Source organism: Magnetococcales bacterium (genome assembly GCA_015232395.1).
Taxonomy (GTDB): domain Bacteria; phylum Pseudomonadota; class Magnetococcia; order Magnetococcales; family JADFZT01; genus JADFZT01.
In genome coordinates, this window is the sequence record JADFZT010000002.1 from 20,249 (window position 1) to 43,395 (window position 23,147).

Consider the following 23,147-nt stretch of genomic DNA (forward strand, 5'->3'; position numbering starts at 1 on the left):
ACAACGATCCAATGCTGACCGGGACAGATCCGGTAGGATAAATTCTCTGGCCACAACCAAAAAATCATCTAATGGAAGTAGGAGTTTGAAGCGAACGGCTTGAAGCAGAACTGCTATGACTGGCATGGGGTTGGAACGCGGAGGGGAATGAAAAAGCTGCTGATCATTGAGGACGATCTGGATCTGGCCCAGCTCTATCGGGAAACCCTGGAGCTGGATGGCTGGCAGGTGACCAGTGTCGAGACCTGTAAGGAGGCCCTCTTTCGCTTGGTCCGTAAAGATTATCCCGAGGTGATTTTTCTGGATCTCAATCTACCCGACTGTCACGGCCTGGAAATTTTGGAGCTGATCGAAAAGGAAAAGATTCCCTCGGAGGTGGTGGTGATCACCGGTGAAGGGAGTGTCTCCGGTGCTGTGCAGGCGGTGCGTTCGGGGGCGGTGGATTTTTTGGAAAAGCCGGTGGATGTCATCAAGATGGTAGAGGTGGCCGAAATCGCTTTGGAGCGACGCAAGCAGGCCCTGGAAAATTTACAGAAACAGCAGGCCCAGCCAGAACAGGCCCTCAAGCCGCCAATTGATCCTACTTCTGCCAGCAACCCCTTTCCCACCAATTGTCCTGCCGCCAAATCCCTGCCCTCTCATCTGGCTCAGGGGTCGGATCTGAAAATACCAACCGCGCCAGCTTTTTCCCATGCTTCTACAGGTCTGCATTTAAGGCCTCCCGTATCCGCCTCTCCAGGGATGGGTAAATGGTTTTTGGCCGGGGGGGTGGTTTTGCTGATATTGGCGGGTATCGCTGTTTTGTTGAAGGATGATCTGGTTCAACCCGGTTGGGAAGAGCTGCCACCCGTCGCAGCGGTCACCGAAACGCAGCAATCGGCGCAGCAGGGATTTGGTGGGGGGATGTGGCCGCTGCCCAAGGAGGGGGGGGTGGAGGTGGATCGAGTCGGTTATTATTATACCCAAAAGCTCACCGGCTATTATTGCCGCCACTATCTCAAAACCGGTTGTGAAAATGTGCCCATTCAGTTGAACCCTCTGAAATCAGGGTTCGGCAACATCCAAGATGGCGCGGTGCTCTTTTCCCGGAAGTGTGCCCGTTGCCATGGGGATTCGGGTCGGGGGTTGGGGCGGGATGCGGTACAGTTGAATTTTCCTCCCAAGCGGCTTGATTTTGCCGGTGAGGGGGTTTTGACCCGGGACAACTATCTCTTTTGGTCCATTGCCGAAGGGGGAGGGGTATTGGGAACGGATATGCCTGCCTTTAAAGAGCAGTTGGGTGAGACGGAGATCTGGAAGTTGGTTCTCTTCGTCAATACCCTCTGATTTTTTCCGAGATCCAATCTTCCACACATTCAGAAAAGCACAGAGGCTTTGCCCTGATGTGGCATCTCCGGGGGGGAGATTTGCACAGGATGTGGTGAGCCGTGGGAGCCCCATCCATTAAGACGGATGTTGCCCAAGGGGGGCGTATCAGATGCCCCGGGCGCTACGATCACCCTTTTTTTCGGTGTCGTTGGCGCTTTCGATGGGAGTGTAGAGGCTGATGCTTTCGTTTTCGGGGCTGGCGCTGTGGGTGAAGACCACCACTGGGGCTTGGCCGTTGTTGCGGATGGTGACGGCGTCACCCGATTGGGGTTTGCTGAGGGAGGCGTAGGTGATGCCATCCACAGTGAAGGTGTGGACCTGATCTTTTTTGGTTTCGGGGTTGTGATGTTTGACTTGCAGCCCGGTGGGTTCGAAAGATTCGAATTGCAGATGCACCGGCTTGTTGGCACCAGCGTTCAGAGCCACCTGGGTGGAATCCCCAGGGTTGACGATAAAGCGGTTGGTCCAGTCGAGGCGGGGTTCGGCGTTGACAAACTGCACATCCTGGATCTGTAGACGGGCGGCCTCCATCCGGGCCGGGGCGATTCCGGGCTGTTGGGAGAGCATGGGGGAGATCAGCCCCAGCACCAGCAGGGCACTGGCCAGCCCTGTGGCAAAGGAGAGGGGCTGCATGGAAAGACCCCGAGGGGAGTTGAACCAGCTCCAGATGCGATGGAGGGGGTTTGGTTTTTCCTGCCAGGCGTTTTGGTGGATGGCGCTTTCGATCCGTTGGGAGAGTTGGGGCGAGGGGGATTTCAGGTCGGCAAGCCCTCCCAGATCCAGAAGTCCCTCTTCCATCTCCACCAACTCACCCATCTCTTCCTGGGCTTCGGCATCGTAGGCGGCCAGGCGATAGAGAATACGCATCTCTTCCCGGTTGAGATCCGCTTCCAGCCCCCGGCTGATCAGTTCTGATATCTCATCCCGTTCCATGACATCTCTCCATTGGCATTTTTGCTCCGATTTGCCGGGGGATCGTGGGTTCAGATCCCTTCTTGGGTGTCAGCGCATCGGTGGTCGAACGCACCTTGCCTGAGGAGTGGGTAACCAGGGTGGGATGAAAGTTCTCCAGGTTGGCCATTTTTTTCAAATTCCCGTCATCCTTTGAAGAGATCCATTTGGCCCGACTGCTTCAGCGCCTTGCGCAGAGCGGATCGGGCTCGAAAGATGCGGGTTTTCAGGGTGCCCATGGGGATGCCGATCACTTGGGCGGCTTCGTCATAGTTCATCCCCTCCAGAGAGACCAGGGTGAGGGCCTCCCGCAGGTCTGGTGTGAGCTTGCCGAGCCCCTCTTTCAGGGCTTGGAGGCGGGCGGCCGCCTGGGCCTGCTCTTCGGGGCCTTTTTCAGAGTCGGCAATCTCCGCCATTTCGTCGGTGGGGATTTGATTGTAGCGGTAGCCCGGGGAGCGGTTGATGTGGTTGCGCACCATGTTGCGGGCAATGCCCAACACCCAGGTGGAAAAACGGGACTCCCCCCGAAAATGGGCAAAACGCCGATGGGCCTCCAGAAAGGTCTCCTGGGTGAGATCTTCGGCATCCTGGGGGGTGTGAATCTGGCGGCTGATAAAGCGAAAAACCCGGGTTTCCAGTCGGCGAACCAGCTCGGTAAAGGCGGGTTTATTCCCTCGTCGGGCGGCGGTCACCGCATCGGCATCCGGGTCCCCCGGATAGATGGCGGTATAAGTGCCGGGAGCAGAAAGGGGCATGGTCAGCGCAGATGGGGAGGCAGTGGCTGACGGGCTCTTCTTTTGCCAGATCCCGGTCCAGCTGCCCCACCGACGTGACAGATGATTTTGTTGATATCGCCCGTGACCCGCACTGTTCCTCCCCGGCTGACCCGTGCCCGGCATTCAGAATCCCAGCCGGGGCGGTTGCCTTTACGAACCGGTACGAATCCCCCCATCACCAGAAGGGGGGTCATATCCTTGCCACGCTTGACGCATCCATCCGGGCTACAGCAAGCCTCACTGCCGGGTTCGATGTCGGTGTTGAAGGGGCTGGAGTCCAGGGCGCGGACGTGGAGCGCCACTGTGGTTTTGTTGAGTACACAAAAGGCGTCAGCTGCTCCGGGTGTCAGCACCAGCAGAAAAAATCCCAGGAAGGCCAAAAAGCCCCGATAGGCCGTGATGGTCATGGATCCTCCAGATAACATTGAAAACGTTTTCGGTTTGACCATGGGTGGCGAGGTGGCGGCAATTGGTTCCAAAAAAACGTAAACGCCTCCAGCCACAGATCCATCTTCTTATGATACTCCCTTTTTAAAGATGGGCGAACCCTTCTTGGTGGGCATGGAGGGGGAGAGGGGGGAATGGATTGATTTTTTTTGCGGATCGTCAATTTTTTTTGAAACAATTTATTCAGGCGCGCTACTCACTCTTCAAATGGCGCTCGGATCGAGGGCGAAAAGGACAGCTTCCAAGAGAGTTTCAAAGGAGATGAAAATGCGTTTGGCCAAAAAATTGAGTGTGCGGATGGTGATGGGATTGGCCCTGGCGATGGCCCTCGGCAGTGGTGTGGCTCAGGCGGACGAAGTGTCGGTTGGCCAAAAAACCTTCAAGAAAAAGTGTGGCACCTGCCACACCATCGAAGCGGGAGAGAAGGATCGTGTCGGTCCCAACCTTCACGGGGTGTTTGGACGCAAGGCCGGGGTCAAAGAGAGCTATACCAAATATTCCAAGGGAATGGTGGCATCCGGGCTGACCTGGGATGAGGCGACCCTGGACAGCTATTTGGCCAACCCTCGCAAAGTGATCAAAAAGACCCGGATGGCTTTTCCCGGCCTCAAGAAAAAGGCCCATCGGGATGCGGTGATCGCCTATCTGAAAACGATGCAATAAGGCCCTCTCCAATGACCGAAGAGGTTTGCCCTGCCAGTGCCTCTTCGGACATTTTTCGAGCCGACCTGCCTGAGGTCGGCTCGATATCCCTTCCCTTTGGCCGGAGAGGTCCCCCTTCCCCCTCTCCGGCTTTTTTTTAAGTATTTGGTTTTTAGGTTTGGTGTGACAGCTGGGTTGGTGTGTCGAGCCGGTTACCATGTTGCGCTTTCCCCTTGGCCCAAGAGGTTTCCTTCCACCTCTTGGGTCTTTTTTTGTCATGATTCTAAAGTTGGGATCGCGGCTGGCATCGCAACTGGGGAACCAAACCGCCCAATGCTCTATCCCAAGAGGAGTCGGTCAGGGGCTGGAGGGGGAATTTACTGATCGGGATGGAATTAAACGCGGGGTTTTGTTTTCCCCATCCGGTTTCTCTAGAATGGCCCACCATGAAACCAGCTCTCACGATCCGAAACCTCACCAAACGCTATGGCCGGGGGCTCACCGCTCTATCAGGGGTGAATCTTGAAATTGAAACCGGGGGACTGTTTGCGATTTTGGGCCCCAACGGTGCCGGTAAATCGACCCTGATCAACATCGTCTCCCAAGTGGTCCACAAGGGGGAGGGAGAGGTGGAAATATTTGGCGTCTCCATCGACCGGGAGCCCCAGCGGGCCAAGATGCTCCTGGGCGTAACCCCCCAGGAGATTGCCCTCGATCCCTTTTTCAGTGTCCGGGACGTGCTCCATAACCACTCCGGCTATTACGGCATTCGGGATAATGGCGAATGGATCGAAACCCTGATCGAGCGCCTGGATCTGGCACACTCCGCCCATAAGAGCAGCCGCATGCTTTCCGGTGGCATGAAGCGACGCCTCACCATCGCCAAGGCCTTGGTGCACAAGCCGAAACTATTGATCCTGGATGAGCCCACCGCTGGGGTCGATGTGGCCTTGCGCCATGGGCTTTGGGCCTTTGTCCGGGAGCTGCACGCCCAGGGGACCACGGTGATTTTGACCACCCACTATCTGGAAGAGGCACAGGAGTTGGCGGATCGGGTGGCGATTTTGCAGGATGGCCAGGTGGTGGCGTGTGATCGCACCGAGGCGCTTTTGGAATCTTTTGGTAACCGCTGGTTTGAAATTCTTCTCTCTGACAGCGAAGCGACCTTCCCCTTGGAAGCCGATTGTGAACCCAGTGACGCGGGGGTGCGGATTTCCGGCTCGTTCACCCCGGAGCACTCCAAGACTCTTTTTCAGTGGTTGGCCGACCAGGCCCACCGGGTGGCGGATGTGCGGATTGAGCGGGCGAGCCTGGAAGATGTCTTTTTGCATCTGACCCGGGATCGAAAACCATGAAGCCTTTCACCCGGGATCGACAATCATGATGAACTGGTACGGCACCTGGTCTTTTTTCCGCAGGGAGTCCCGCCGATTTTTAAAGGTGTGGATGCAGACCGTGGGGGCGCCGCTCATCTCCTCTCTGCTCTATTTTGCGGTCTTTGGCGGGATTTTGGGGGAGCGGATCGGCACCACGGACGGGGTGGATTATCTGGCCTTTTTGGTGCCGGGGCTGGCGGCGATGGGGATGTTGCAGCACAGCTATCAAAACAGCAGCTCCTCCATGGTGCAGATGAAATATTTGGGGATGCTGCCAGCGGATTTTTTGGCCCTGCCCCTGACCTCTTTTCAGCTGGTTTTGGCTTTCACCGGTGCGGCGGTGGCCCGGGGACTTTTGGTGGGGAGCGTGATTTTGCTGGTTTCACGGTTTTTCGTCCCCTTTGGTCTGGCCCACCCCCTGCTCCTGCTTTTTGCTTCGGTCTCTCTGTCGGCGATCTTCGGTATTTTTGGTCTGCTGGTGGGGGTTTGGGGGCGCAACTATGACGATGTGGCGACGGTGGGTAATTTTTTGCTGACCCCCATGATCTACCTGGGAGGGGTTTTCTTCTCCCTCTCCATGTTGCCCCAGAGTTGGCATGTGGTGGCCCTGGGCAATCCGGTTTTTTATCTGGTGGATCTCTTTCGCTACGCCCTGATTGATGTTTCCCAGAGTGACCCTGGCGTGGCGGTAGCGGCTGTTGGGGGATTTGTGGTGGCTTTTTTTATGGTGGCGGTGGGGGTGATTCAGCGGGGATATCGGATTAAGAGCTGACTTCGTTTTTTCTCCTTGGTTTTACCTCCCCCGGCAGTTGTGGGGAGGGGAGAGTCTGCCGGGGGAGGAGGGGAGGGATGTCAGAAAGAATACTCCTCACAGGCCCTCCCGGTTTACTGATCCATCTGATTTTCTTTCTTTCGTTTCAGGCTTGGGACTTAACCATCCTCTGACCACTCGTCATTATCCTCTGGTCGAACCACCCGGTTACGCCATCTCCAGCTGTCGGACTCTTCGCTGTCGGATTCCCAGTCGCGGGATTCCCAGTCGTTGGATTCCCAGTCGTTGGATTCCCTGCTGTTGGATTTCCAGATACTGAGTTTCCAGTTATCTGATTGCCAGCTGTGGGATTGCCAACTGTTTGAATTCCGGCTGTTGGGCCTCCAGGCTTTGTAACGTCGCTTTTTTTCCAGTTTCAGGGTCACCTGCTGCACCTTCACATCCCCATTCAACACCAGCCGCCACTTTCCTGCCGAGCGGTCGGATTCATTTTCGAAGCGAAGCTCATCAGAGTTTTTTGCCTCTTTTTTGAAATGGCCCCGTTTTTTATAATGACCGCGCTTTTTGCCGGGGATGCGTTGGGTTTCCGATTTCCAGGAGCCCACCTTCAGTTGGGCCTTGGCACGACCTTTGCGGCTTGTGGCCTTCAGCTCCACCTCAGCCAGTTGGTAGCGTTTGAGATTGAGGTCGGGAAAATGTTTTTTGAGTTCGGATTTTAATCTCAGCTCATTGTTGAAGCCTGAAAAGCGCTGGTTGTCGTAATGGAGGATGACACGCTTGTCGGCAGCTGCAGCTGCAGCTGCGGTTCCGGTGAGAAAAAAGAAAAAGAGCAGCGCCGGCATGGTGGCCCGAAGGATGTGATGGAGGCGTGTGTTCATGGTTTCTATCCTGTTTGGCTGATCTGGTTTGGTTGTCTTTGGCGAATATGTTTTAGGGCCGTCTGTCGGAAAAATTCATTCCCCGGGCGACAGGTCGATTACCAGCGGCTGCGCTGTTTTTTATGAACATGATGATGGTGCACCACATGGACTACCCGGGGTGGGGGCGGGGGGGTGTGATGGATCACCGGGCGATGTTGGGGCCGGGGCCTGTGGGGCTGGGTGGTGGTTTCTGTCACGGTGTAGCCGACGATGAGCCCCACAGCAGCACCGATGGCGGCATTTTCCAGGCGATGTTCGTCGTCAGGGCCAAATACCGAACCCACCAAAGCGCCGGTGATGACCCCATCCACGGGACCGGATATCACGCTCCCCAGGCTGGAAGCGCTGGCTGGGGCTGAAGCAAAGAGCAGTGCGGCGCAAAAGGTGGTGGCAAAAAACTTTTTCATGGGAACCCTCCCGTTGGATCTATCGTCATTTCCCGTTCTGGTTTGACGGGTGACTGTCATGTTGTTTGGTGCTCATCAATCATGATGGCATTTGGAAAGTAGGTAACGGGGTGTGCCCGAAAAGTTCGGGAGGGGATAAAAAAAAAGAGCGGTACCTCGGGGAATTGTGGAGCTGTCTGGGGAGCAGAGGGTCGAAATAGTTGGATGATAATGTTCAGTAAAAAGTAATATATAAAAAAATAAGGTAGGCCATTTCAGGTGGTATGAGGCATAATGGCGGGAGTCGTAAAAGAGCAGATCAGGCCGCTGATTGGAGCCGGTGAAAAGAGGGGGTGAGCTGCATGGCAGCCCCTTTTTTTAGATGCTGGGCTCTGAGTCAACTTGCTCCTTGAGGATTATTTGGCCAATATGCGCGCAGCTTCAGACAGAGATGTGGCGATTGTCAGAGATTATGGCCGCACTTTTTTTGGAGCAGACCAAACCAACCGGGTTCATTTTTGAGGGGAGGGGTATGGAACAGCATCGTGAGTTCGATCGTCTTCGCCACGACAAAGTGCTGGTGTTGGAGCTTGGTGGAGAGCGCCGACTGAAAGGGTGGAGCCGGGATGTCTCCCTGGGAGGGGTCTTCCTGGAGGTGGAAGGTTCTGTGTTTGGCGTTTGTGTTGGTGATGAGGGGATTTTGCGTATGATGTCCGGCAAGGATGCCATGCAGTTTCCTTGTCGGGTGATCCGGGTGGCCAAAAATGGGTTGGCACTCTCCATCACCGAGCATCAGGCCCAGTTCGGCATGTCCATTTCCCACGATATCTACCATAAGATGAAGAACAACCTGGATCAGCAGTCTTCGTGATAGATCCCATCAGCTGGCTGGCTACAGCTCGGACTGTCTGCAAGAGCCGGTCGGTTTTTCAGTAGATTGGATGGGCGTCAGTTGTTGCGAGGCGTTTCAAAGCTGGTTGTCTTCTACAGATTTTTTCTCCCCCCCTGAAGCTTCTTTTTTCCTCTAAAACAATCCAGTCCGTGTAGGATGCCGTGACCCGGCGTTGGGGTTTCCTTGCCAGGCTGTCGGCAGCGAGTCAGCTGAGCACCATCCTTGGCGCCTTATCAGCTGGAGGCCATCCTTGGCGATTCGTCAATACCTGAAACTTTCCAACCCGCCTGGCAGGCAGGATTGTTCTTTCGGATGCGAGTCAGGCTGGCGGTGTGGGATTGATCACCACCGCCATATCGCCAATCGCCGCCTGGACCGGGATGGAAACCAGCACGCGACCGGAGTGGGCGGTGGCATCGCTGCTGCCCAGGTGTTCACACAGCTCTGCCAGGGGGATGATTTTATTGTTGCGGTTGGTTTTTTGCCGACTGGCAGCCAACTCGGGCTGCTGACGGACCCACTTGAGTACCGTGGGGGTGGAGAGTCCCAGCAGGCGGGCAATGGCGCTCATGGAGAAGCCGTTTTGATACAGGAGCCCTGCCAACATTTTTTCAGAGGCTGGGCGACCCCGGGGGGTCATGCGGGTGAATTGGTAACCACAGCCCTGACACTTGTAGCGCTGTCTGCCATGTAGGCGGCCATTTTTTACGGTATGACCTTCCTGGCATTTGGGACAGTTTGGCGACATTTTCGTTGAACCTTCCGCGTCTTGTTTTTTGGAAATTGAGGGTGTTTGAGAGGGTTCCCAGGAGCGTGTCTCGATTGGGGGAGGCTCTGAATGCATGGGGATTATCCCTGTTTTTTAGGTAGTGCGGCTTGAATAAGATAATAAGTGGCTATGGTCAGCCCTACGAATCCCAGAACAGGCCCCAGATGGAGCCCGGTGGCGAAGGTGGGTAGAGCCAGTTTGGTGCTGGCGCTTGCCGTGGCTTTGGCAACACCGCCAAGCTTTGAAATTTGTACAGCGTTGCCAGCTTTGACCATCACCGGGCCGGGTCCAGCTACCTGTATGGTCTCTCCAACGGCAAGTTTTGTTTGCAACGATGTGCCGACCATTGTTTCTCCTTTTTTCAGGAAATAATTGACTATTGAAGGGCTCAGTACGGACTGTCATCAAAATTTGTTGCGGATTTTTGTGCAAATACTTCGTCAAAATGTCTTGAGAGCAAGCGTAACATATTGAAATTGGAAAGAAATGTGTTTTTTTTTTTTTGTTTGGGGGGTAAAGTTGAATTTTGTTTCAACAGAAAGTGGTTCGGGAACTGGGGTTGAGGAAGGATGGTTTATAAGTATTCGTTATGACCGGATAGAAGATGGTGTGGGTATTGGGGTAGAAGGTCGCGTTGGGAAATGATGCGGATAATTTTTATGTTTTTTTAAAAAAATCAATCCAGTGCAAACGATGGCGGGGAGGTTGCCAGGGTTGATTCTGTTTCAAAAAAGTTTGCAAAAGTGATGATGGTGGTGGAGAGGGGCAGAAGAAAGGAAAAAGGGTGTGCTGTTCTTCTTCGGTCAGGAGGGCTGTTTGGTTGGATATTTTGAATTGAATGAAAGTTCAATATCACCTGATAACGAAGAAGTTTGCAACAGAAAAGTTGAGTTGAATAATGATTATACTTTACTCAAAATGGTGAGTGTTTATTTTATGAATCTGCATGGAATCGTTGCAGTCTTGCAATCATTGGACAGGGCATTGAGTCGATTTGGACAGTGCCAAGGCGCCCCTATCAGGTAAAAAAAGGTTGATAGAGAGTTCGGATCAGGAAGATGCCAGGTGTTTGCGTAACTCCTTGAGGCCGGTGAGGAGATTTTTTCCGGTTGGGGTCAGTTGATAGGCTCGGGAGCGGTTTTGGTCGATGATTTCCGCCTCCTTCAGGGATTTCAGATGGAACAATACCTTGGAACGATCATTGATCTTGAGCTGTTGGGCCAGCTCCACCAATCGTTTGGGCTCCCCGGAGCTCAGGAGTTCGACCACTTTGCGTCGGGTGGGATTGGATAGCGCCACCAGGGTTTGATCGAGATCGCCGATACGCACCTCCTCCTCAAACCGGGCTTCCTCCCTGACCCGGTGGATGGTGAGAATCAGATTGTCCAGCTGAAAGGGCTTGGAAATATAGTCATGAGCCCCTTTTTTGATGGCGAAAACGGCGTTGTCGATGGTGGCGAAGGCGGTGAGCATGATCACCTTCAGATGGGGGCGGATTTTTTTCAGGTTGGAAAGGGTCTCAATACCATCCTGGAGGGGCATGATGAGATCGAGGAGCACCATGTCATAGGGGTTGGCGGTGACCATTTTTTCAGCCACCGGTCCCGACTCGGCCTGCTCAGCGCTAAACCCCCGATTGTTCAGGGAAGTGCAGAGGCTATCCCGCAGGTCGGCATCGTCATCCACAATCAAAACACGTATCATTTGCTGTTCTCCTGAGCCAATGGTAGTCGTACGGTTACCTCGGTTCCCTCTCCCGGAGTGCTTGATAGCGCCAGATGGCCTTCATATTGAACCAGAATGCCATAGCTGATCCAGAGCCCGAGACCGGTCCCCTTGCCGGGTGGTTTGGTGGTAAAAAAAGGCTCCATCGCCTCTTCGAGGGTTTTTTCATCCATCCCCTCACCACTATCCCGGATGGCCACGACGCAACCCGGCCCCTCCTTTCGGGAAGAGATGAAAAGCGTTCCCCCTTCAGGCATCGCTTCCAGAGCATTTTTAAGGATATTGACGAACACCTGCTCCAGCTTGCCAAAAACCCCCATCACCTCAATCGGATCCTCCAAAGATTCCTTGAGGGTAACCCCTTCCAGACCGACACCCACTGAAAAAATGGCGGATTCCAGAACTTCGTTGAGATCGACGATGGAAAGCCCCATTTTTTCGTGGCCGACCTGGATCTGGGCTTCCTTGACGATTTGGGCGGCGCGATGGACGTTGCGTTCCACCACCTCCAGATAGTGGCTGGGCTTGGCGGAGTGGGCGTGGGGGGCCTCCAGGGCCAGTTTCAGCTCCTGAAGATTGATGGAGGCGCTGGTGAGGGGGTTGTTGACCTCGTGGGCCAGGCCAATGGCCATGCGTCCCAGGGAAAACATCCAGCGAGAGGCTCGGAGGCGGTTTTCCAGTTCTTCCTGTTCGGTGGTGTCGTGAATGGTGCCGATCATGAAGGTGTGCTCGCCCCGGCTGTCTTGTTCAAGCCGGGCGATGGCGACGATGTGCCGCTGCCGCCCCTTAAAAGGATTCAAGCGGAAGTTTTCCTGAAAAGGCGTGCTCTCCTTGATGGCCTGTTTGATGGCGTTCTCCACCCGTTCCTGATCTCCGGGGTGGATGCGGCTGATAAACATTTGGTAGGTGAAGGGGTAGCAATCAGGCTCCAGGCCAAAAATACGGTAGGCCTCCTTGGAGAGCAGGGCATCGTTGGTTTTGAGGTTCCATTCCCAGTCACCGATGTGGGCCAAGCTTTGCGCCTTGTCTTTTCTCTCTTCGTTTTCCAGTAGCCGCTTTTCCCAGGCGAGCTGTTCGGTCAGGTTGGTGATCAGGGCGAAGGAGCCTAAAAAAAGCCCATCCCCGGAAAAGAGGGGCTGAGGGGAGATGAGGGTGGATATTTCGGAATTGGATCTATCCACGAATACAATTTTATATTGGCGATTGCCACCCAATTTGCGCCAGGCAAACTGCTCCTTGAACCAAGCCCGGGATTGGGGGGTGAGAAAGTCGGTGATGGGTCGCCCGGTGATCTCCTCCAGGGGGCGGTCCAGCATTTCGATGAATGAGGTGTTGCAAAAGGTAAAAAGGCCCGCTTCATCCAGGGAAATCATCCCCTGGGACATGGTTTCCACCAGGAGCCGATAACGCAGTTCGCTTTCAGCAAGGCTCCTGGCGGCCTGTCTGCGGTGGAGATACCAGGAGCCGAACACCGCACCAAAGGCCAGAAGCCCAATGGCCAGGATGATGTTTCGGGAACGGTTGCTCCCTTCCGAAATCTCCCGTTGGGGATCCCAAACAAAGGTGTCCGGGAGGCGTGTTGATGCCACCACCCCGGCTGCGGCCAGTTTGTCGTAGAGGCGCTGCCAGCGTTGGAGATCGTTATAACCCAGGGGGATGGTCGGATAATGGGTCAGTGCCATGACGGCGGGGATTTGCAGTCGATTGTAGTGCACTCTTTCGCTGAGGGTGAATGGCGCAGGCAGTTCCCGGGCGATCCGATCAGAAATTTTATCGTGATGGATGTGGGCATAGCGCCACCCCTTGAAGCTGGCGGCCAGAAAGCGTTTGACGAGTTCGGGGTGTTGTTGGGTGATTTTTTCCGAGGTGAAAAGGGTGTCGCCGTAAAAGTCCGCACCAAAGTGAGCGGGTTTCATCTGAGCGGGTTCCTGGCCGGTTTTCCAGGTGATCCAGTCGCTATTGATGGAAGAGTAGGCGGTGGCATCCACTTGGCCTTTTTGGAGTGCCTCCATTCCATCCTGGACCAGAATTGCCGCCGGAAAATCCTCTGTCGGATCGAGTCCTGCCCCGTGCAGCATCACCTTGATTTCCGCTTCTCCCACGCCATCTCGTTGGAAGAGGCCCAGTCGCATCCGGGTTAAATCAGCCGGTTCCAGCAGGTCGGATTCAGGCTGGGAAAGCAGCACCAGGGCGCTTTCCTGAAAGATGGGGGCCAGGGAGATCAACGGCAGGCCTTTATCATAGGCCAGCAGTAGATCGGTAGCGGCGATGCCGAATTCCGCCCGATCTTCAGCTACCTCCTGGGGGGCGTTGAGGATTTTTCCATCCTCAATCCCAGGCCGGATGGTCACATCAAGCCCGGCGTCCTGGTAATATCCCTGCCACAAGGCGGCATAATACCCGGCAAACTGGAACTGGTGGTGCCAGCGGAGTTGCAGGGTAACCTGCTGGTTTGCCTGGAGATTTATGGGGGTTAATACCCACACAAACGCCAGAATGGATAATAGCCGATAAGCCGTCATGGGGGCATTATCGATCCTTCCCGCCTTCATTGCACCCTTTGAGTGGCGGGGAAACAAAATAACTCCCCCTTTTGCACAGTTGGTGACGTATACTACTTGGTCTCAAGGAGAGGGGAACCCGGACCCGCTGCCAAGGGTCTGAAGGGAGAAGGGTTCCAAAGGAGGGGTGCTCCGAAACCTCGTTACCATCAAGCCCACCAAGGAGGGCGGAAATCATGGCGCCAGATCAACTATTCGACGAGGTGGAAAAACGGGCCAATCTGGCCTTGAGCAATGAGATGGAGATGCTGACGTTCTACCTGAACGACAAGCAGCTCTATGGCCTCAATGTGTTTAAGATTATCGAAATTTTCGAGACCCCCAAAACCATCACCCGGATTCCCTATTGCCACCCCACCATCAAGGGGGCTATCGACTTTCGGGGCAGTGCCATCAACCTGATCGATATTGGGGAATATCTGGGGATGCCCCCGGTGGATTTCAAAAATGAAATCAGCTATGTGATGATTTGTGAATATAGCCGGACCACACAGGGGTTTCTCGTCACCCAGCCCAACGTGCTGATCACCAAGGGATGGGATGACATCATCAAGCCTGATGGTGCCATCTACGACAGCAGCTGCCTCACCGCCATCACTTATCACGATGAGGTGATGGTGCAGATGCTGGATGTGGAAAAAATATTGGGGGAGATCGTCGGTATCGATATCCAGATTTCCGACGAACTGGTGGAAAAAGGCAAGGAGATCGTCACCGATGCCCACCACATTCTGGCAGTGGATGACTCCAAGGCGGCCTGTTCGTTGATTCGGGATGTGTTGGACCAGATGGGCATCCGTCACACCGTCGTGGACAATGCCCCCCGAGCCCTGGAAATTTTGGAGGGTTCCATCGGTGCCGATGGCAAAAGCAGCTTTACGATGGTGTTTACCGATATTGAAATGCCGGTGATGGACGGTTTCACCTTTACCCGCAAGGTTCGGGCAAACCACAAGCTCGACCACGTCCATCTGGTCGTTAACAGCTCTCTTTCCAATCGATCCAATCAGTTGAAGGCCGAACAGATGGGGGCCAACGATTTTGTCCCCAAATTTACCCCCGACAACATGGCCAAGATTGTTCTTGAGCAGGTGGAAAAGGCCAATGTGAACGGCTGATACCCTGAGCCTGTCAACTTCCGTCCCAGACCATTCCCGTCAGATGGATCTATCTGTCAGGTGATTTTCCATCAAGCGTGCCTGCTGTTTGGCAGACGGTGCATAGGGGGATCGCTTCCAGTGCCTCTCCCTATGCCACCAAACCGGAGCCGGGCTCAATCCATGAGTTCCGGATGGCTTCCGATTCGAAAGATCGTCCGATAGAAAAAAATCCCGGCTTAGCTTGTCAGGAGCCAAACATCAGCGGCAGTGCGGAAAGCCCGGCAAAGAGACCTACAACGACCAGCAGGGTGAAAGCGGATTCCATTTTCATGGGGATTCTCCCAAAAAGGTTATTGGACAGATAAACAGTGCGTACAAGATAATTAGAATATTCTAAAAAAGATAATTAGAAATATACATAACTGGATCATTCCGTTTTATGGTCGTTTCATTTTTTTGAAATCCCGCCCAAAAGCAGCAGACCTTCGCCTCCCCTTCCAGCCTCACTTTTCTGAATGGCAGCGTTCAGGTAGAACCTGCAAGAATAGCACCAAATATGTCCGATAACTGTCGTCTGTTGGGCCAGTTCATGCTGTTTGGGTGTTGATCCGGATCTGCCTGGATTCCTGCTTGTGGGGGGAGTTGTCGAAAAGAGTGGATATCTATATGGAATATAGGCTGTTTTTAGTTGATATCTCTGTGTGGAGCAGCTTGTTCAGGAGGTTGAATCGGCAGGAATTATCGGATTGAACAGCAGGGGATGGATTGGACCGAGAGGATGCCCAGATAGCGTGGTAGGCGGGACGTGTCAAAATATGGTTGCATGAGGCTGGGTGAGGGGTGGCAAAGCGCCTTCAGGGGAGCGGCTTGCCAACGCCAGCCAGGGAAATTTCCACCAAGCCTTGGAGGGTGGAGGGATCCACCGGCTTGCTGAGATAATCCGCCGCTCCCAATGCCAAGCCCCGTTCCACGTCTGGGGCTTCCCGGCGACCCGTGACAAAAATCACCGGAATTTGGGCTGTTTCGGGGTTTGCTTTCAACCGTTCGCACACCTCATAACCATCCATATCCGGCATCACCACATCCAGCAGAATGAGGTCCACATTTCCCTTGGCAGCGGCCTCCAGGGCATCCGGACCATTGGCAGCCATCACCACCTGGTAGTTCCCTTTTAGAACAACAGCCAGGGCTTTGACGTTGCTGGGGACATCATCAACGATGAGTACTCGGGGTTTTTTTGGGGTTGCAGTCATTTTCAGCCTTCCTCAATCTCGATCTTAACCAGTCGGGCCAGGGCTTCTAGAGAGGTTCCAGCGGCTTTAAAATCGATCCGTTCCAGCTGTTCTTCGAACTGCTGCAAAAGTTGATCCACCTCTGGGGAAGCACCGATCAGGAGTGGTTTGATCTCATAGAACATTTCTTCAGCCTCGAACTCCATCCCCTGAATGTGGCTGTTCAGAGTCCTGAACAGGGGGGTGAGTTTTTCCTGGTCGATGGGAGTGGGGCCATCCTTTTGGCCATGCTCCTTTTCGGCTCGGGCGGTTTGATCCTCTTCGGATTTTATTTTTAGGATGGCAGCAATCACCGCTTCCATGGCCTCTTCGAAAGGGACGATGCTTTTGGGGATGCCTTGGGGCTGGTTGGTGATCTCCTGCTCCAGGGTTTGAGAGGTATGGAAGAGCGTTTTGGCAGAAAAATTACCGGCCATTCCCTTGATGGTGTGAAGCAATCTGCTGGCAATTTTCCGGTCATTTTTGCGGTGGCCTGCCAGGGCAGAACGAATCTCCTGAGGGGCCTTTTCATAATCCCGGAGAAATTCGAAGAGCAGGGAGCGCAACAGACGGCGGTTGCCATTTAAACGCTCAAGGGCCGCAGAAATATCGATGCCGGGCATGCTTTGTGGAATGCCGATTTGATCTTGATCCATCTCCAGTTGGTGGGCTACCCGTACATTCCCCCCCAACCCTTTCCGGGGACGAATCCATTTGATCAGGGCGCTATAAAGCTGGGTTTTGTCAATGGGTTTGGTGATGTGGTCGTTCATCCCGGCATCGAGACATTTTTCCCGGTCTCCCGCCATGGCGTGGGCGGTCATGGCCAGGATGGGGAGGTCGTGGAGAGCCATCTCATGTCGCAACCGATGGGTCGCCTGGAAGCCGTCCATCACCGGCATCTGAATATCCATCAAAACCAGGTCATAACTCATTTCAGTCACCATGGTGACCGCTTCCAGGCCGTTGGTGGCGATTTCCACGACCAGACCGGCCCCCTCCAGAATCTCAATGGCCACCTGCCGGTTGATGGCGTTATCCTCTACCAACAGCACCCGAGCCCCTCCCACCTGGCGAATCACTTCGGTGGGTTTGATGCCCTCTCGCCCTGGACGCAGCGCCTTGGCGACCTCCTTGCCGAACACCTCCATGGTGGTATCAAACAGAATGGAACAGTTGATCGGTTTGATGAGATAGCTGTTTATCCCAACCATATCTCCCTGGGCGCGCACCTCCTCTTCCCGGCCAAAGGGCACCATGAAAAGAATTTTGATGGCTGGATCCAGCTGGTCTTGATTTTCTTGAGAGGCCAGCTCACGGATTTGGCGGGCGGTTTCCAGGCCATCCATTCCCGGCATGAACCAATCCACCACCACCATCTGCAAGGGAGGGTCTGAAGCTTGGCGATGGGCGATGGCTTCGAGGGCTTTTTCTCCGGAAGCCGCCCCCGTGGACTTGAAGCCGAAGGTGGTGAGCATTTTCATCAGGGCGTTGCGGGCGGCGGGGTTGTCGTCCACCACCAGGGTTTCCAGTCGCTCCATCTCCTCTGGAGGGATCATGTCAGCTTCTTCAAGTCCCAGCCGGCGCGCGATGGAGATGGTGAAATGAAAGGTGCTTCCCCCCCCGGGAACGGACTCGACCCAGATGCGTCCCCCCATCAACTCCACCAGCTTGCGGCTGATGGAGAGCCCGAGTCCGGTGCCACCAAATTTGCGGGTGGTGGAGCTGTCCGCCTGGGTAAATACTTCAAAAAGTTTGGCCGTCTGCTCCAGGGTCATGCCGATGCCGGTATCCCGCACCGAAAAAGCCAGCTCCACCTGTTGGGCTGACTCAGCCAGGGTGCGCACCTGTACCTCCACCTCTCCCTCGTCGGTAAATTTGATCGCATTGCCGATGAGGTTCATCAAAATCTGCTCCAGGCGCAGGGAGTCGCCGTGGAGTTCGTAGCGGCACTCCTCACTGGCACACATGATCAATTCAAGGTGCTTGTTGGTGACCTGAGCCCGGAACATGTCTGCCAAGTGGTCGAATAAATTGCGCAGGAGAAAGTCGGATTTTTCCAGCTCCATGTGTCCGGCTTCGATTTTGGAAAAATCGAGAATGTCGTTGATGATGCGTAGCAAGGAGCGGGCAGAGTTGGAAATTTTGCTGAGATAGTCGTGGGTTTTGGGGGGCAACTGGGTCTGAAGAGCCAGATCCGCCAAGCCAATCACCGCATTCATCGGGGTGCGGATTTCGTGGCTCATGTTGGCCAAAAATTCACTTTTGCTCTGGCTGGCCAGCTCCGCCTGATCCCGGGCCGAGGCCAGGATGGTCTCCATCCGTTTGCGTTCGGTGATATCCCGAAACACCACGATGGCCCCATCCAGCTGCTCCCCGTCAAAAATGGGGTTGCTGGTATACTCCACCGGAAAGGCGGTGCCATCCTTGCGCCAGAACACTTCGTTTTCCACCGTGTGGGAGTGGCCGTGGCGAAAGGTTTTATGGATGGGGCATTCCGTGGCCGGATAGGGGCGGCCATCGGCGTGGCTGTGGTGGAAAAGAGCGTGGAGTGACTTGCCGATTAGCTCCTCCGGGAGCCTGCCGACCATTTTGGCTCCAGCAGGGTTGATAAAGGTGGCGACGCCGTGGGAGTTGAGCCCATAGAGCCCTTCTCCAGCGGAGTTCATCAGGAGTTCGTTATATTTTTTCGCAGCTTCCAGAGCGCAACGCTCCTTTTCCAGATCACGGGCCATCTGCTTGAATGCCTGGGCCAACTCCCCGATTTCATCCTGGGAATCGAGATCGAGATCGAGATCGAGATCGAGATCGAGATCAAAGCGGCCCTTGCCCACGACATGGGTTGCGTGGAGGAGTTTTGCCAGGGGGTGGGAAATTTTGCGGGCCAGCAGAAGTGCTACCAAAATGGCTGAAAAGAGGGCCAAAACTGCCAGAAACAGGCTCGCCTGGGTTGATTCTTCGGCGTCGTCCTGGATTATTTGCAGTACCTCCAGCATTTCACCCTCAGCTTCTTCTTCGAGCTCTTCGATTTCCAACTGCATGTTTCGGCTTAATGGTTCCTGGGAGGTTTCAAACTCCTCCCGCAGCTGTTGGGCGGTATGCTCAAGAGATTTTGGATTCAGGGAAGGGGAGGTGAGAATTGGTTTTAACGTGGTGACAAATCGATTGGCATACCCGATAAACTCGGTGGACATTTCCTTGAATTCCAGCAGCTCTTCCAGCTCCTCTGCTTCACTGGCTTTATGGAATGCTTCATCGGCATCATCCGTCTCTGTTTCCTCGGTATCGTTCCCCAGGTTTTTTGGGTCAGGAGCCTCTTCCTCCTGTTCATCCGTCCTGTTTTCTTCTTCAAAGCGGCCTTGGATAATGGCCAGATGGATCGCCTGCTCCCAGGTTTGCAGGGTGTCGCCGAGAATGGAGGCGCTTTGTTCAATAGCGTTTAAAGAGTGATGAATTTCCGTTCTCTGACGGCTCTCTTCCTCCTCTTCTGGTTCAGCTTTATTGCCCGCTTGGTGGTGGGTGGCCTCATGGGCTTCGATGACCACTTCCTGAAGCTCCAGAAAGATTTCGCGAATGTTGGATTTGATGCGCTGGATACGATAGCGAATTTCATTGGCAGAATGGATTTCCAGATAGTTGCTCTTTCGGATTTCTTCTGCTTTTTCCTGGATGTCGTGACTGAAAAAAAGAACAGCCCCTCCCAAAATCGACACAAAAAAGGCGATACCGAGAAAGCCCAGGATCAATTTTTTTCGAACACTCATCCAGTTGACCTCAGGATGGAAATGGCAAGGAGTTTAATGGCTATTTTGTAGCAAAATGTACTCTATACCATTTCTATTGACAAAACGACGCCATAATCAGGTGTTTCAAGGGGGGGGAGGTCATCAGGAAATGGTTTGAAGGCAAGGGGAGGTTTGGAAAGGCTTGGGGTGGGCTTTCAATGGGGAGTGAGCTGTTGGTTTGTCGGTTGATCCTTCTCCTCAGAGGAATTCCATCTCCGTTAAACTTTCGCGTATTTCCTGGGCCAGTTCGTATCTCTTGTCGTAAGCCAGCTCAGCGCTACCCACTTTTTCCAGTCTCTCTTGAACTTGTCGGTGCAGTGTCAAAAACAACTCCTCATCCGAGCTGCGCTTTTCAGGTGCCATCCGGCTGATTTCCTGATGTCGATCAGCCAGTTCCAAAAAGGCATCCTGCAAGCCATCCCGGATCCGGTCGTGAAAGCTGTCCACTTCCTGGCCTGCGGGGCAGTCATCAAACTCCTCATTGTCAGCTGTCATCGCTTCTTCCAGGGTTACTTACGTTTTTAAACCTTTTGCCATCACCAACATGGCAGCTCTTGTCTTAAAGAACTTACTGACTGGCCAAACAGCAGGCAAGTTCCCAAAAAATCCCGTTCCGGTATTTTCTTTCTCTCCTTCGGGATGAACCCTCTTTTGCAAGAGCCAGCTGAATGAGAGATGGCAGAAGCGGGTGAGGTGGGGAAGAGTCCTGTTCAGGTTGCGGTGGCTACCGATCTTTTTTGATCACTGTTTTCGAGGGTTTTGTTTTTTTTGGGGGCTTTTCGCCGGGGAAAAAAATTTTCCGTTTTTCCGGCTCTTCCCGGGACCGGTAGAGGGTGGCGACGTGGCCGATCATTCCAGCGGCCTCACTGCCGGTCTCTTGGGTGATTTTCTCAAGCAGCTCTTTTTTTTGCTCCTTGTGATCGTTAAAACGAATTTTGATCAGCTCATGCCCCTCCAGCGCTTCTTCCACAGAGGCCAGAAGGCTGGGGGTCACCCCACCGCCGCCAATCAAGACCAGTGGCTTGAGAGAGTGGGCCAATCCCCGCAAATATTTTTTCTGGGCTGGATTTAACACAGTATCAGTTACTCCTTTTTTTCACCGAAATGTCGCTGGAATGCATGCTTTGGCTCCAATCATTCCAGGCAACCCAAAATCCATCCGTTTTTGGGAGAGAATCGTTGTTGCGTCATCGTGGTTGATCGGACAAAGAAAAAGCGGTTAGAGTATTGGCTCTAACCGCTTGATAAAACCGGGAATTTTGGTCGGGGTGAATGGATTCGAACCATCGGCCCCTGCCTCCCGAAGGCAGTGCTCTACCAGGCTGAGCTACACCCCGATATCATTTGGTACTAAAATCGTACAGCCCCTGAATCTGTGATGGCATCCAGGGGCGGTGGGCAGACAAACTAGAAGGATCAGAAGGAGCGGTCAACGGAAAAATCGGCCAGCTTCGCCATGGCGTCCCGTTCCGGGGTGCTGGGCAGCGGATCCAGATAGGTTTTGGCTTCCATGGCAAAGGCCCGGGCTTTGTCCATCGCATAGTGGATGGAGCCCCGCTTGTTGATCAGCTCCAGCGCCCGCTTGAAGCTGGTGTCGGTCTGCTGGCCATCCTCCAGGCAATCCCGCCAGAAGGCCCGCTCTTCCTCGGTGCCGTGATGGTAGGCGTGGATCACCGGCAGGGTGATTTTACCCTCCTGGAAATCATCACCGATGGCCTTGCCCAGGGTCTTGGTACTGGCCGCATAGTCCAGGGTGTCGTCCACTACCTGATAGGCGTTGCCCAGGAGCAGTCCATAGCGGGCGAGGCTTTTTTCTTCTTCTTTGGGGCGCTCGTTGAGCACCGCACCGATCTGGGCGGCGGCTGCGAAGAGGGTGGAGGTCTTACCACTCACCACCTCCAGATATTTATCTTCGGTGGTGTTGAGATCGTTGCTCACCACCAGCTGTTTCACTTCCCCTTCGCTGATCACCGCACAAGCATCGGCGATGATTTCGAGGATGCGCAGGTCGCCATAGGCGGTCAGGAGCTGGAAGGCTCGGGAAAAGAGAAAGTCTCCCACCAGGACCGGCGCTTTCAATCCCCACACGGAATTGGCGGTGGCTTGGCCCCGCCGGGTGTCGGAATGATCGACGACATCGTCGTGGAGGAGGGTGGCGGTGTGGATAAACTCAATCACCGCTGCCATCAGGGCAGCCTGGTTGCCTTTATAGCCAAAAAGCTTGGAGGTCACCAGAGTGAGAATGGGCCTCAGCCGTTTGCCGCCACCATTGATCAGGTGGGCGCCCAAGGTCGGAATCAGCTCTTCCTTGGCTTTCAGGTTGTCCAGAATGATCTGGTTGGTCCGCTCCAGATCGTCGCCGATCAAGGCGTGTAACTCTGCCAGGATCCCTGCTTTGGTTTGGGACATGTGAAGTGAAATCCGACTTGATTAGGGTAACCGGTCTTATGGGGCCGTCACGTGGCTATCTGCCAATTGCGATTGCAAAGGCAGGGCAATCCGGAAAAAAATAACCCGCCCAAAAAAACAGATCGGCCCGGATGTGGCTGGGATCCGACATTTTTTTACTATCTGGACAGGCTTGGTGTTTTGTTTAAGATGCCTGCTTTCCCCTTTGGTGATGCATGTCCGAATTTCCGATAAATCAGAATGCCGGATACCCACGAGGAGAGCTTACCGCACCAGGGGAAAGATTATCCCAGGAACCAGGCAAACAATGAAGGAAAAATCGTGACGATATTTAACTCAGGTTTGCCTTGGGGGAACCCAAAGCTGAAAATTTGTCTGGCATCGGCCTCCCCCAGGCGTCTGGAACTCCTGGGCCAGGTGGGTCTGCACCCAGAGGTTTTGCCGGTGGATATCGATGAGAGCCGACATCCCGGAGAGGGGGTCAAACCCTTTGTGGAGCGTCTGGCCCGCTCCAAAGCCGAAGCGGCGGTGGTGGGGGATGGGGTGGATCTGGTGATCGGGGCGGATACGGTCGTGGTGGTGGGAGAACATATATTGGGCAAGCCTGAAAATGAACAGGAGGCCCGGGAAATGCTTAAGCAGCTTTCGGATCGTCCCCACGAAGTGGTCACGGGGGTGGCCGTGTTGCGCCCTGTGGATCAGCTCTGCCGCTCCCGGGCGGTGGTGACGAAAGTGTGGTTCAAACCCTTAAGCCAGAAGGAAATCAACGCCTATGTCGCCTCTGGAGAACCGCTGGATAAAGCCGGGGCCTACGGCATCCAGGGGCTGGGAGGCTTTATGGTCTCCCACCTGGAGGGTTCCTACACCGGCGTGGTGGGGCTGCCCCTTTTCGAAACCCTGGAAATGATCGCCGGGTTTCAGAATAGAGAAGCCGGAGGGGAGCGGGGGTGAGCCGCTTTCCTGTTGTGGATCCGGGTTTCGGGGTAGAGTGGCGGCT

General features: G+C 54.4%; 21 protein-coding genes and 1 tRNA gene. 7 read left to right on the forward strand and 15 right to left on the reverse strand.

Annotated elements, in window-relative coordinates; translation table 11 throughout:
- Positions 1-147 precede the first annotated feature (147 nt).
- The gene (locus HQL52_00910) at positions 148-1,326 is read left to right on the forward strand and encodes a response regulator (protein ID MBF0367994.1); all 1,179 of its coding nucleotides are present in this window, start codon (positions 148-150) and stop codon (positions 1,324-1,326) included.
- A gap of 147 nt (positions 1,327-1,473) precedes the next feature.
- Here the strand turns inward: HQL52_00910 and HQL52_00915 are convergent, their stop codons facing one another.
- From HQL52_00915 to HQL52_00925, 3 genes are all read right to left on the reverse strand, one after another.
- Positions 1,474-2,301, reverse strand: coding sequence for a hypothetical protein (locus HQL52_00915; GenBank protein ID MBF0367995.1), 828 nt, complete (start codon positions 2,299-2,301; stop codon positions 1,474-1,476).
- A 164-nt stretch (positions 2,302-2,465) separates the two neighbouring features.
- Positions 2,466-3,074 (reverse strand): sigma-70 family RNA polymerase sigma factor, encoded by a 609-nt coding sequence (locus HQL52_00920; GenBank protein MBF0367996.1) that lies wholly within the window; start codon positions 3,072-3,074, stop codon positions 2,466-2,468.
- Between the two features lie 2 nt (positions 3,075-3,076).
- Positions 3,077-3,502 carry a hypothetical protein gene (locus HQL52_00925; GenBank protein MBF0367997.1) on the reverse strand — a complete coding sequence of 142 codons (426 nt, stop codon included), beginning with the start codon at positions 3,500-3,502 and terminating at the stop codon, positions 3,077-3,079.
- A gap of 307 nt (positions 3,503-3,809) precedes the next feature.
- On the opposite strand from HQL52_00925, the gene HQL52_00930 reads away from it, so the two are divergent.
- The 3 genes from HQL52_00930 (at position 3,810) to HQL52_00940 (ending at position 6,332) form a co-directional block, all read left to right on the forward strand.
- On the forward strand, positions 3,810-4,205 hold the full coding sequence (locus tag HQL52_00930; protein ID MBF0367998.1) for a cytochrome c family protein: 396 nt from the start codon (positions 3,810-3,812) through the stop codon (positions 4,203-4,205).
- A 425-nt stretch (positions 4,206-4,630) separates the two neighbouring features.
- A complete protein-coding gene (locus HQL52_00935; GenBank protein MBF0367999.1) occupies positions 4,631-5,539 on the forward strand; it encodes an ABC transporter ATP-binding protein in 909 nt (302 codons plus the stop codon).
- A gap of 25 nt (positions 5,540-5,564) precedes the next feature.
- Positions 5,565-6,332: an ABC transporter permease gene (locus HQL52_00940; protein ID MBF0368000.1), complete on the forward strand. Its 768-nt coding sequence runs from the start codon at positions 5,565-5,567 to the stop codon at positions 6,330-6,332.
- 158 nt (positions 6,333-6,490) lie between these two features.
- On the opposite strand, the gene HQL52_00945 is transcribed toward HQL52_00940, so the two are convergent.
- Complete coding sequence (locus HQL52_00945; GenBank protein ID MBF0368001.1) at positions 6,491-7,210, reverse strand: hypothetical protein; 720 nt, start codon at positions 7,208-7,210, stop codon at positions 6,491-6,493.
- Positions 7,211-7,308: 98 nt separating this feature from the next.
- Complete coding sequence (locus tag HQL52_00950; GenBank protein ID MBF0368002.1) at positions 7,309-7,659, reverse strand: glycine zipper family protein; 351 nt, start codon at positions 7,657-7,659, stop codon at positions 7,309-7,311.
- A gap of 511 nt (positions 7,660-8,170) precedes the next feature.
- Here HQL52_00950 and HQL52_00955 point away from each other — a divergent pair.
- Positions 8,171-8,509, forward strand: a complete 339-nt coding sequence (locus HQL52_00955; GenBank protein ID MBF0368003.1) for a PilZ domain-containing protein — start codon at positions 8,171-8,173, stop codon at positions 8,507-8,509.
- 340 nt (positions 8,510-8,849) lie between these two features.
- Here HQL52_00955 and HQL52_00960 read toward each other — a convergent pair whose 3' ends face one another.
- From HQL52_00960 to HQL52_00975, 4 genes are all read right to left on the reverse strand, one after another.
- Positions 8,850-9,278 carry an IS1 family transposase gene (locus HQL52_00960; GenBank protein ID MBF0368004.1) on the reverse strand — a complete coding sequence of 143 codons (429 nt, stop codon included), beginning with the start codon at positions 9,276-9,278 and terminating at the stop codon, positions 8,850-8,852.
- A gap of 101 nt (positions 9,279-9,379) precedes the next feature.
- Complete coding sequence (locus HQL52_00965; protein ID MBF0368005.1) at positions 9,380-9,646, reverse strand: hypothetical protein; 267 nt, start codon at positions 9,644-9,646, stop codon at positions 9,380-9,382.
- 703 nt (positions 9,647-10,349) lie between these two features.
- Positions 10,350-11,003 (reverse strand): response regulator, encoded by a 654-nt coding sequence (locus HQL52_00970; protein ID MBF0368006.1) that lies wholly within the window; start codon positions 11,001-11,003, stop codon positions 10,350-10,352.
- The gene (locus tag HQL52_00975) at positions 11,000-13,576 is read right to left on the reverse strand and encodes an ABC transporter substrate-binding protein (GenBank protein ID MBF0368007.1); all 2,577 of its coding nucleotides are present in this window, start codon (positions 13,574-13,576) and stop codon (positions 11,000-11,002) included. Before HQL52_00975 ends, HQL52_00970 begins: the two co-directional genes overlap by 4 nt.
- A 185-nt stretch (positions 13,577-13,761) precedes the next feature.
- On the opposite strand from HQL52_00975, the gene HQL52_00980 reads away from it, so the two are divergent.
- A complete protein-coding gene (locus HQL52_00980; protein ID MBF0368008.1) occupies positions 13,762-14,703 on the forward strand; it encodes a chemotaxis protein CheV in 942 nt (313 codons plus the stop codon).
- A gap of 836 nt (positions 14,704-15,539) precedes the next feature.
- On the opposite strand, the gene HQL52_00985 is transcribed toward HQL52_00980, so the two are convergent.
- From HQL52_00985 to HQL52_01010, 6 genes are all read right to left on the reverse strand, one after another.
- Positions 15,540-15,938, reverse strand: coding sequence for a response regulator (locus HQL52_00985; GenBank protein ID MBF0368009.1), 399 nt, complete (start codon positions 15,936-15,938; stop codon positions 15,540-15,542).
- Between the two features lie 2 nt (positions 15,939-15,940).
- A complete protein-coding gene (locus HQL52_00990) occupies positions 15,941-19,720 on the reverse strand; it encodes a response regulator (protein MBF0368010.1) in 3,780 nt (1,259 codons plus the stop codon).
- A gap of 219 nt (positions 19,721-19,939) precedes the next feature.
- Positions 19,940-20,236 carry a hypothetical protein gene (locus tag HQL52_00995; protein MBF0368011.1) on the reverse strand — a complete coding sequence of 99 codons (297 nt, stop codon included), beginning with the start codon at positions 20,234-20,236 and terminating at the stop codon, positions 19,940-19,942.
- Positions 20,237-20,465: 229 nt separating this feature from the next.
- Positions 20,466-20,816: a ribosome assembly RNA-binding protein YhbY gene (gene yhbY, locus HQL52_01000; GenBank protein ID MBF0368012.1), complete on the reverse strand. Its 351-nt coding sequence runs from the start codon at positions 20,814-20,816 to the stop codon at positions 20,466-20,468.
- A gap of 185 nt (positions 20,817-21,001) precedes the next feature.
- Positions 21,002-21,078 (reverse strand) — tRNA-Pro (locus tag HQL52_01005).
- Between the two features lie 79 nt (positions 21,079-21,157).
- Positions 21,158-22,150, reverse strand: a complete 993-nt coding sequence (locus tag HQL52_01010) for a polyprenyl synthetase family protein (protein ID MBF0368013.1) — start codon at positions 22,148-22,150, stop codon at positions 21,158-21,160.
- A gap of 240 nt (positions 22,151-22,390) precedes the next feature.
- Between HQL52_01010 and maf the strand changes: the two genes are divergently transcribed.
- A complete protein-coding gene (gene maf, locus HQL52_01015) occupies positions 22,391-23,101 on the forward strand; it encodes a septum formation inhibitor Maf (GenBank protein ID MBF0368014.1) in 711 nt (236 codons plus the stop codon).
- Positions 23,102-23,147: the final 46 nt, after the last annotated feature.

Bases quoted from the DNA above. Each gene is read 5' to 3' on its own strand.
- HQL52_00910 (MBF0367994.1), top strand. From the start codon at position 148: ATGAAAAAGCTGCTGATCATTGAGGACGATCTGGATCTGGCCCAGCTC.
- HQL52_00915 (MBF0367995.1), bottom strand. From the start codon at position 2,301: ATGGAACGGGATGAGATATCAGAACTGATCAGCCGGGGGCTGGAAGCG.
- HQL52_00920 (MBF0367996.1), bottom strand. From the start codon at position 3,074: ATGCCCCTTTCTGCTCCCGGCACTTATACCGCCATCTATCCGGGGGAC.
- HQL52_00925 (MBF0367997.1), bottom strand. From the start codon at position 3,502: ATGACCATCACGGCCTATCGGGGCTTTTTGGCCTTCCTGGGATTTTTT.
- HQL52_00930 (MBF0367998.1), top strand. From the start codon at position 3,810: ATGCGTTTGGCCAAAAAATTGAGTGTGCGGATGGTGATGGGATTGGCC.
- HQL52_00935 (MBF0367999.1), top strand. From the start codon at position 4,631: ATGAAACCAGCTCTCACGATCCGAAACCTCACCAAACGCTATGGCCGG.
- HQL52_00940 (MBF0368000.1), top strand. From the start codon at position 5,565: ATGATGAACTGGTACGGCACCTGGTCTTTTTTCCGCAGGGAGTCCCGC.
- HQL52_00945 (MBF0368001.1), bottom strand. From the start codon at position 7,210: ATGAACACACGCCTCCATCACATCCTTCGGGCCACCATGCCGGCGCTG.
- HQL52_00950 (MBF0368002.1), bottom strand. From the start codon at position 7,659: ATGAAAAAGTTTTTTGCCACCACCTTTTGCGCCGCACTGCTCTTTGCT.
- HQL52_00955 (MBF0368003.1), top strand. From the start codon at position 8,171: ATGGAACAGCATCGTGAGTTCGATCGTCTTCGCCACGACAAAGTGCTG.
- HQL52_00960 (MBF0368004.1), bottom strand. From the start codon at position 9,278: ATGTCGCCAAACTGTCCCAAATGCCAGGAAGGTCATACCGTAAAAAAT.
- HQL52_00965 (MBF0368005.1), bottom strand. From the start codon at position 9,646: ATGGTCGGCACATCGTTGCAAACAAAACTTGCCGTTGGAGAGACCATA.
- HQL52_00970 (MBF0368006.1), bottom strand. From the start codon at position 11,003: ATGATACGTGTTTTGATTGTGGATGACGATGCCGACCTGCGGGATAGC.
- HQL52_00975 (MBF0368007.1), bottom strand. From the start codon at position 13,576: ATGAAGGCGGGAAGGATCGATAATGCCCCCATGACGGCTTATCGGCTA.
- HQL52_00980 (MBF0368008.1), top strand. From the start codon at position 13,762: ATGGCGCCAGATCAACTATTCGACGAGGTGGAAAAACGGGCCAATCTG.
- HQL52_00985 (MBF0368009.1), bottom strand. From the start codon at position 15,938: ATGACTGCAACCCCAAAAAAACCCCGAGTACTCATCGTTGATGATGTC.
- HQL52_00990 (MBF0368010.1), bottom strand. From the start codon at position 19,720: ATGAGTGTTCGAAAAAAATTGATCCTGGGCTTTCTCGGTATCGCCTTT.
- HQL52_00995 (MBF0368011.1), bottom strand. From the start codon at position 20,236: ATGACAGCTGACAATGAGGAGTTTGATGACTGCCCCGCAGGCCAGGAA.
- HQL52_01010 (MBF0368013.1), bottom strand. From the start codon at position 22,150: ATGTCCCAAACCAAAGCAGGGATCCTGGCAGAGTTACACGCCTTGATC.
- maf (MBF0368014.1), top strand. From the start codon at position 22,391: ATGCCGGATACCCACGAGGAGAGCTTACCGCACCAGGGGAAAGATTAT.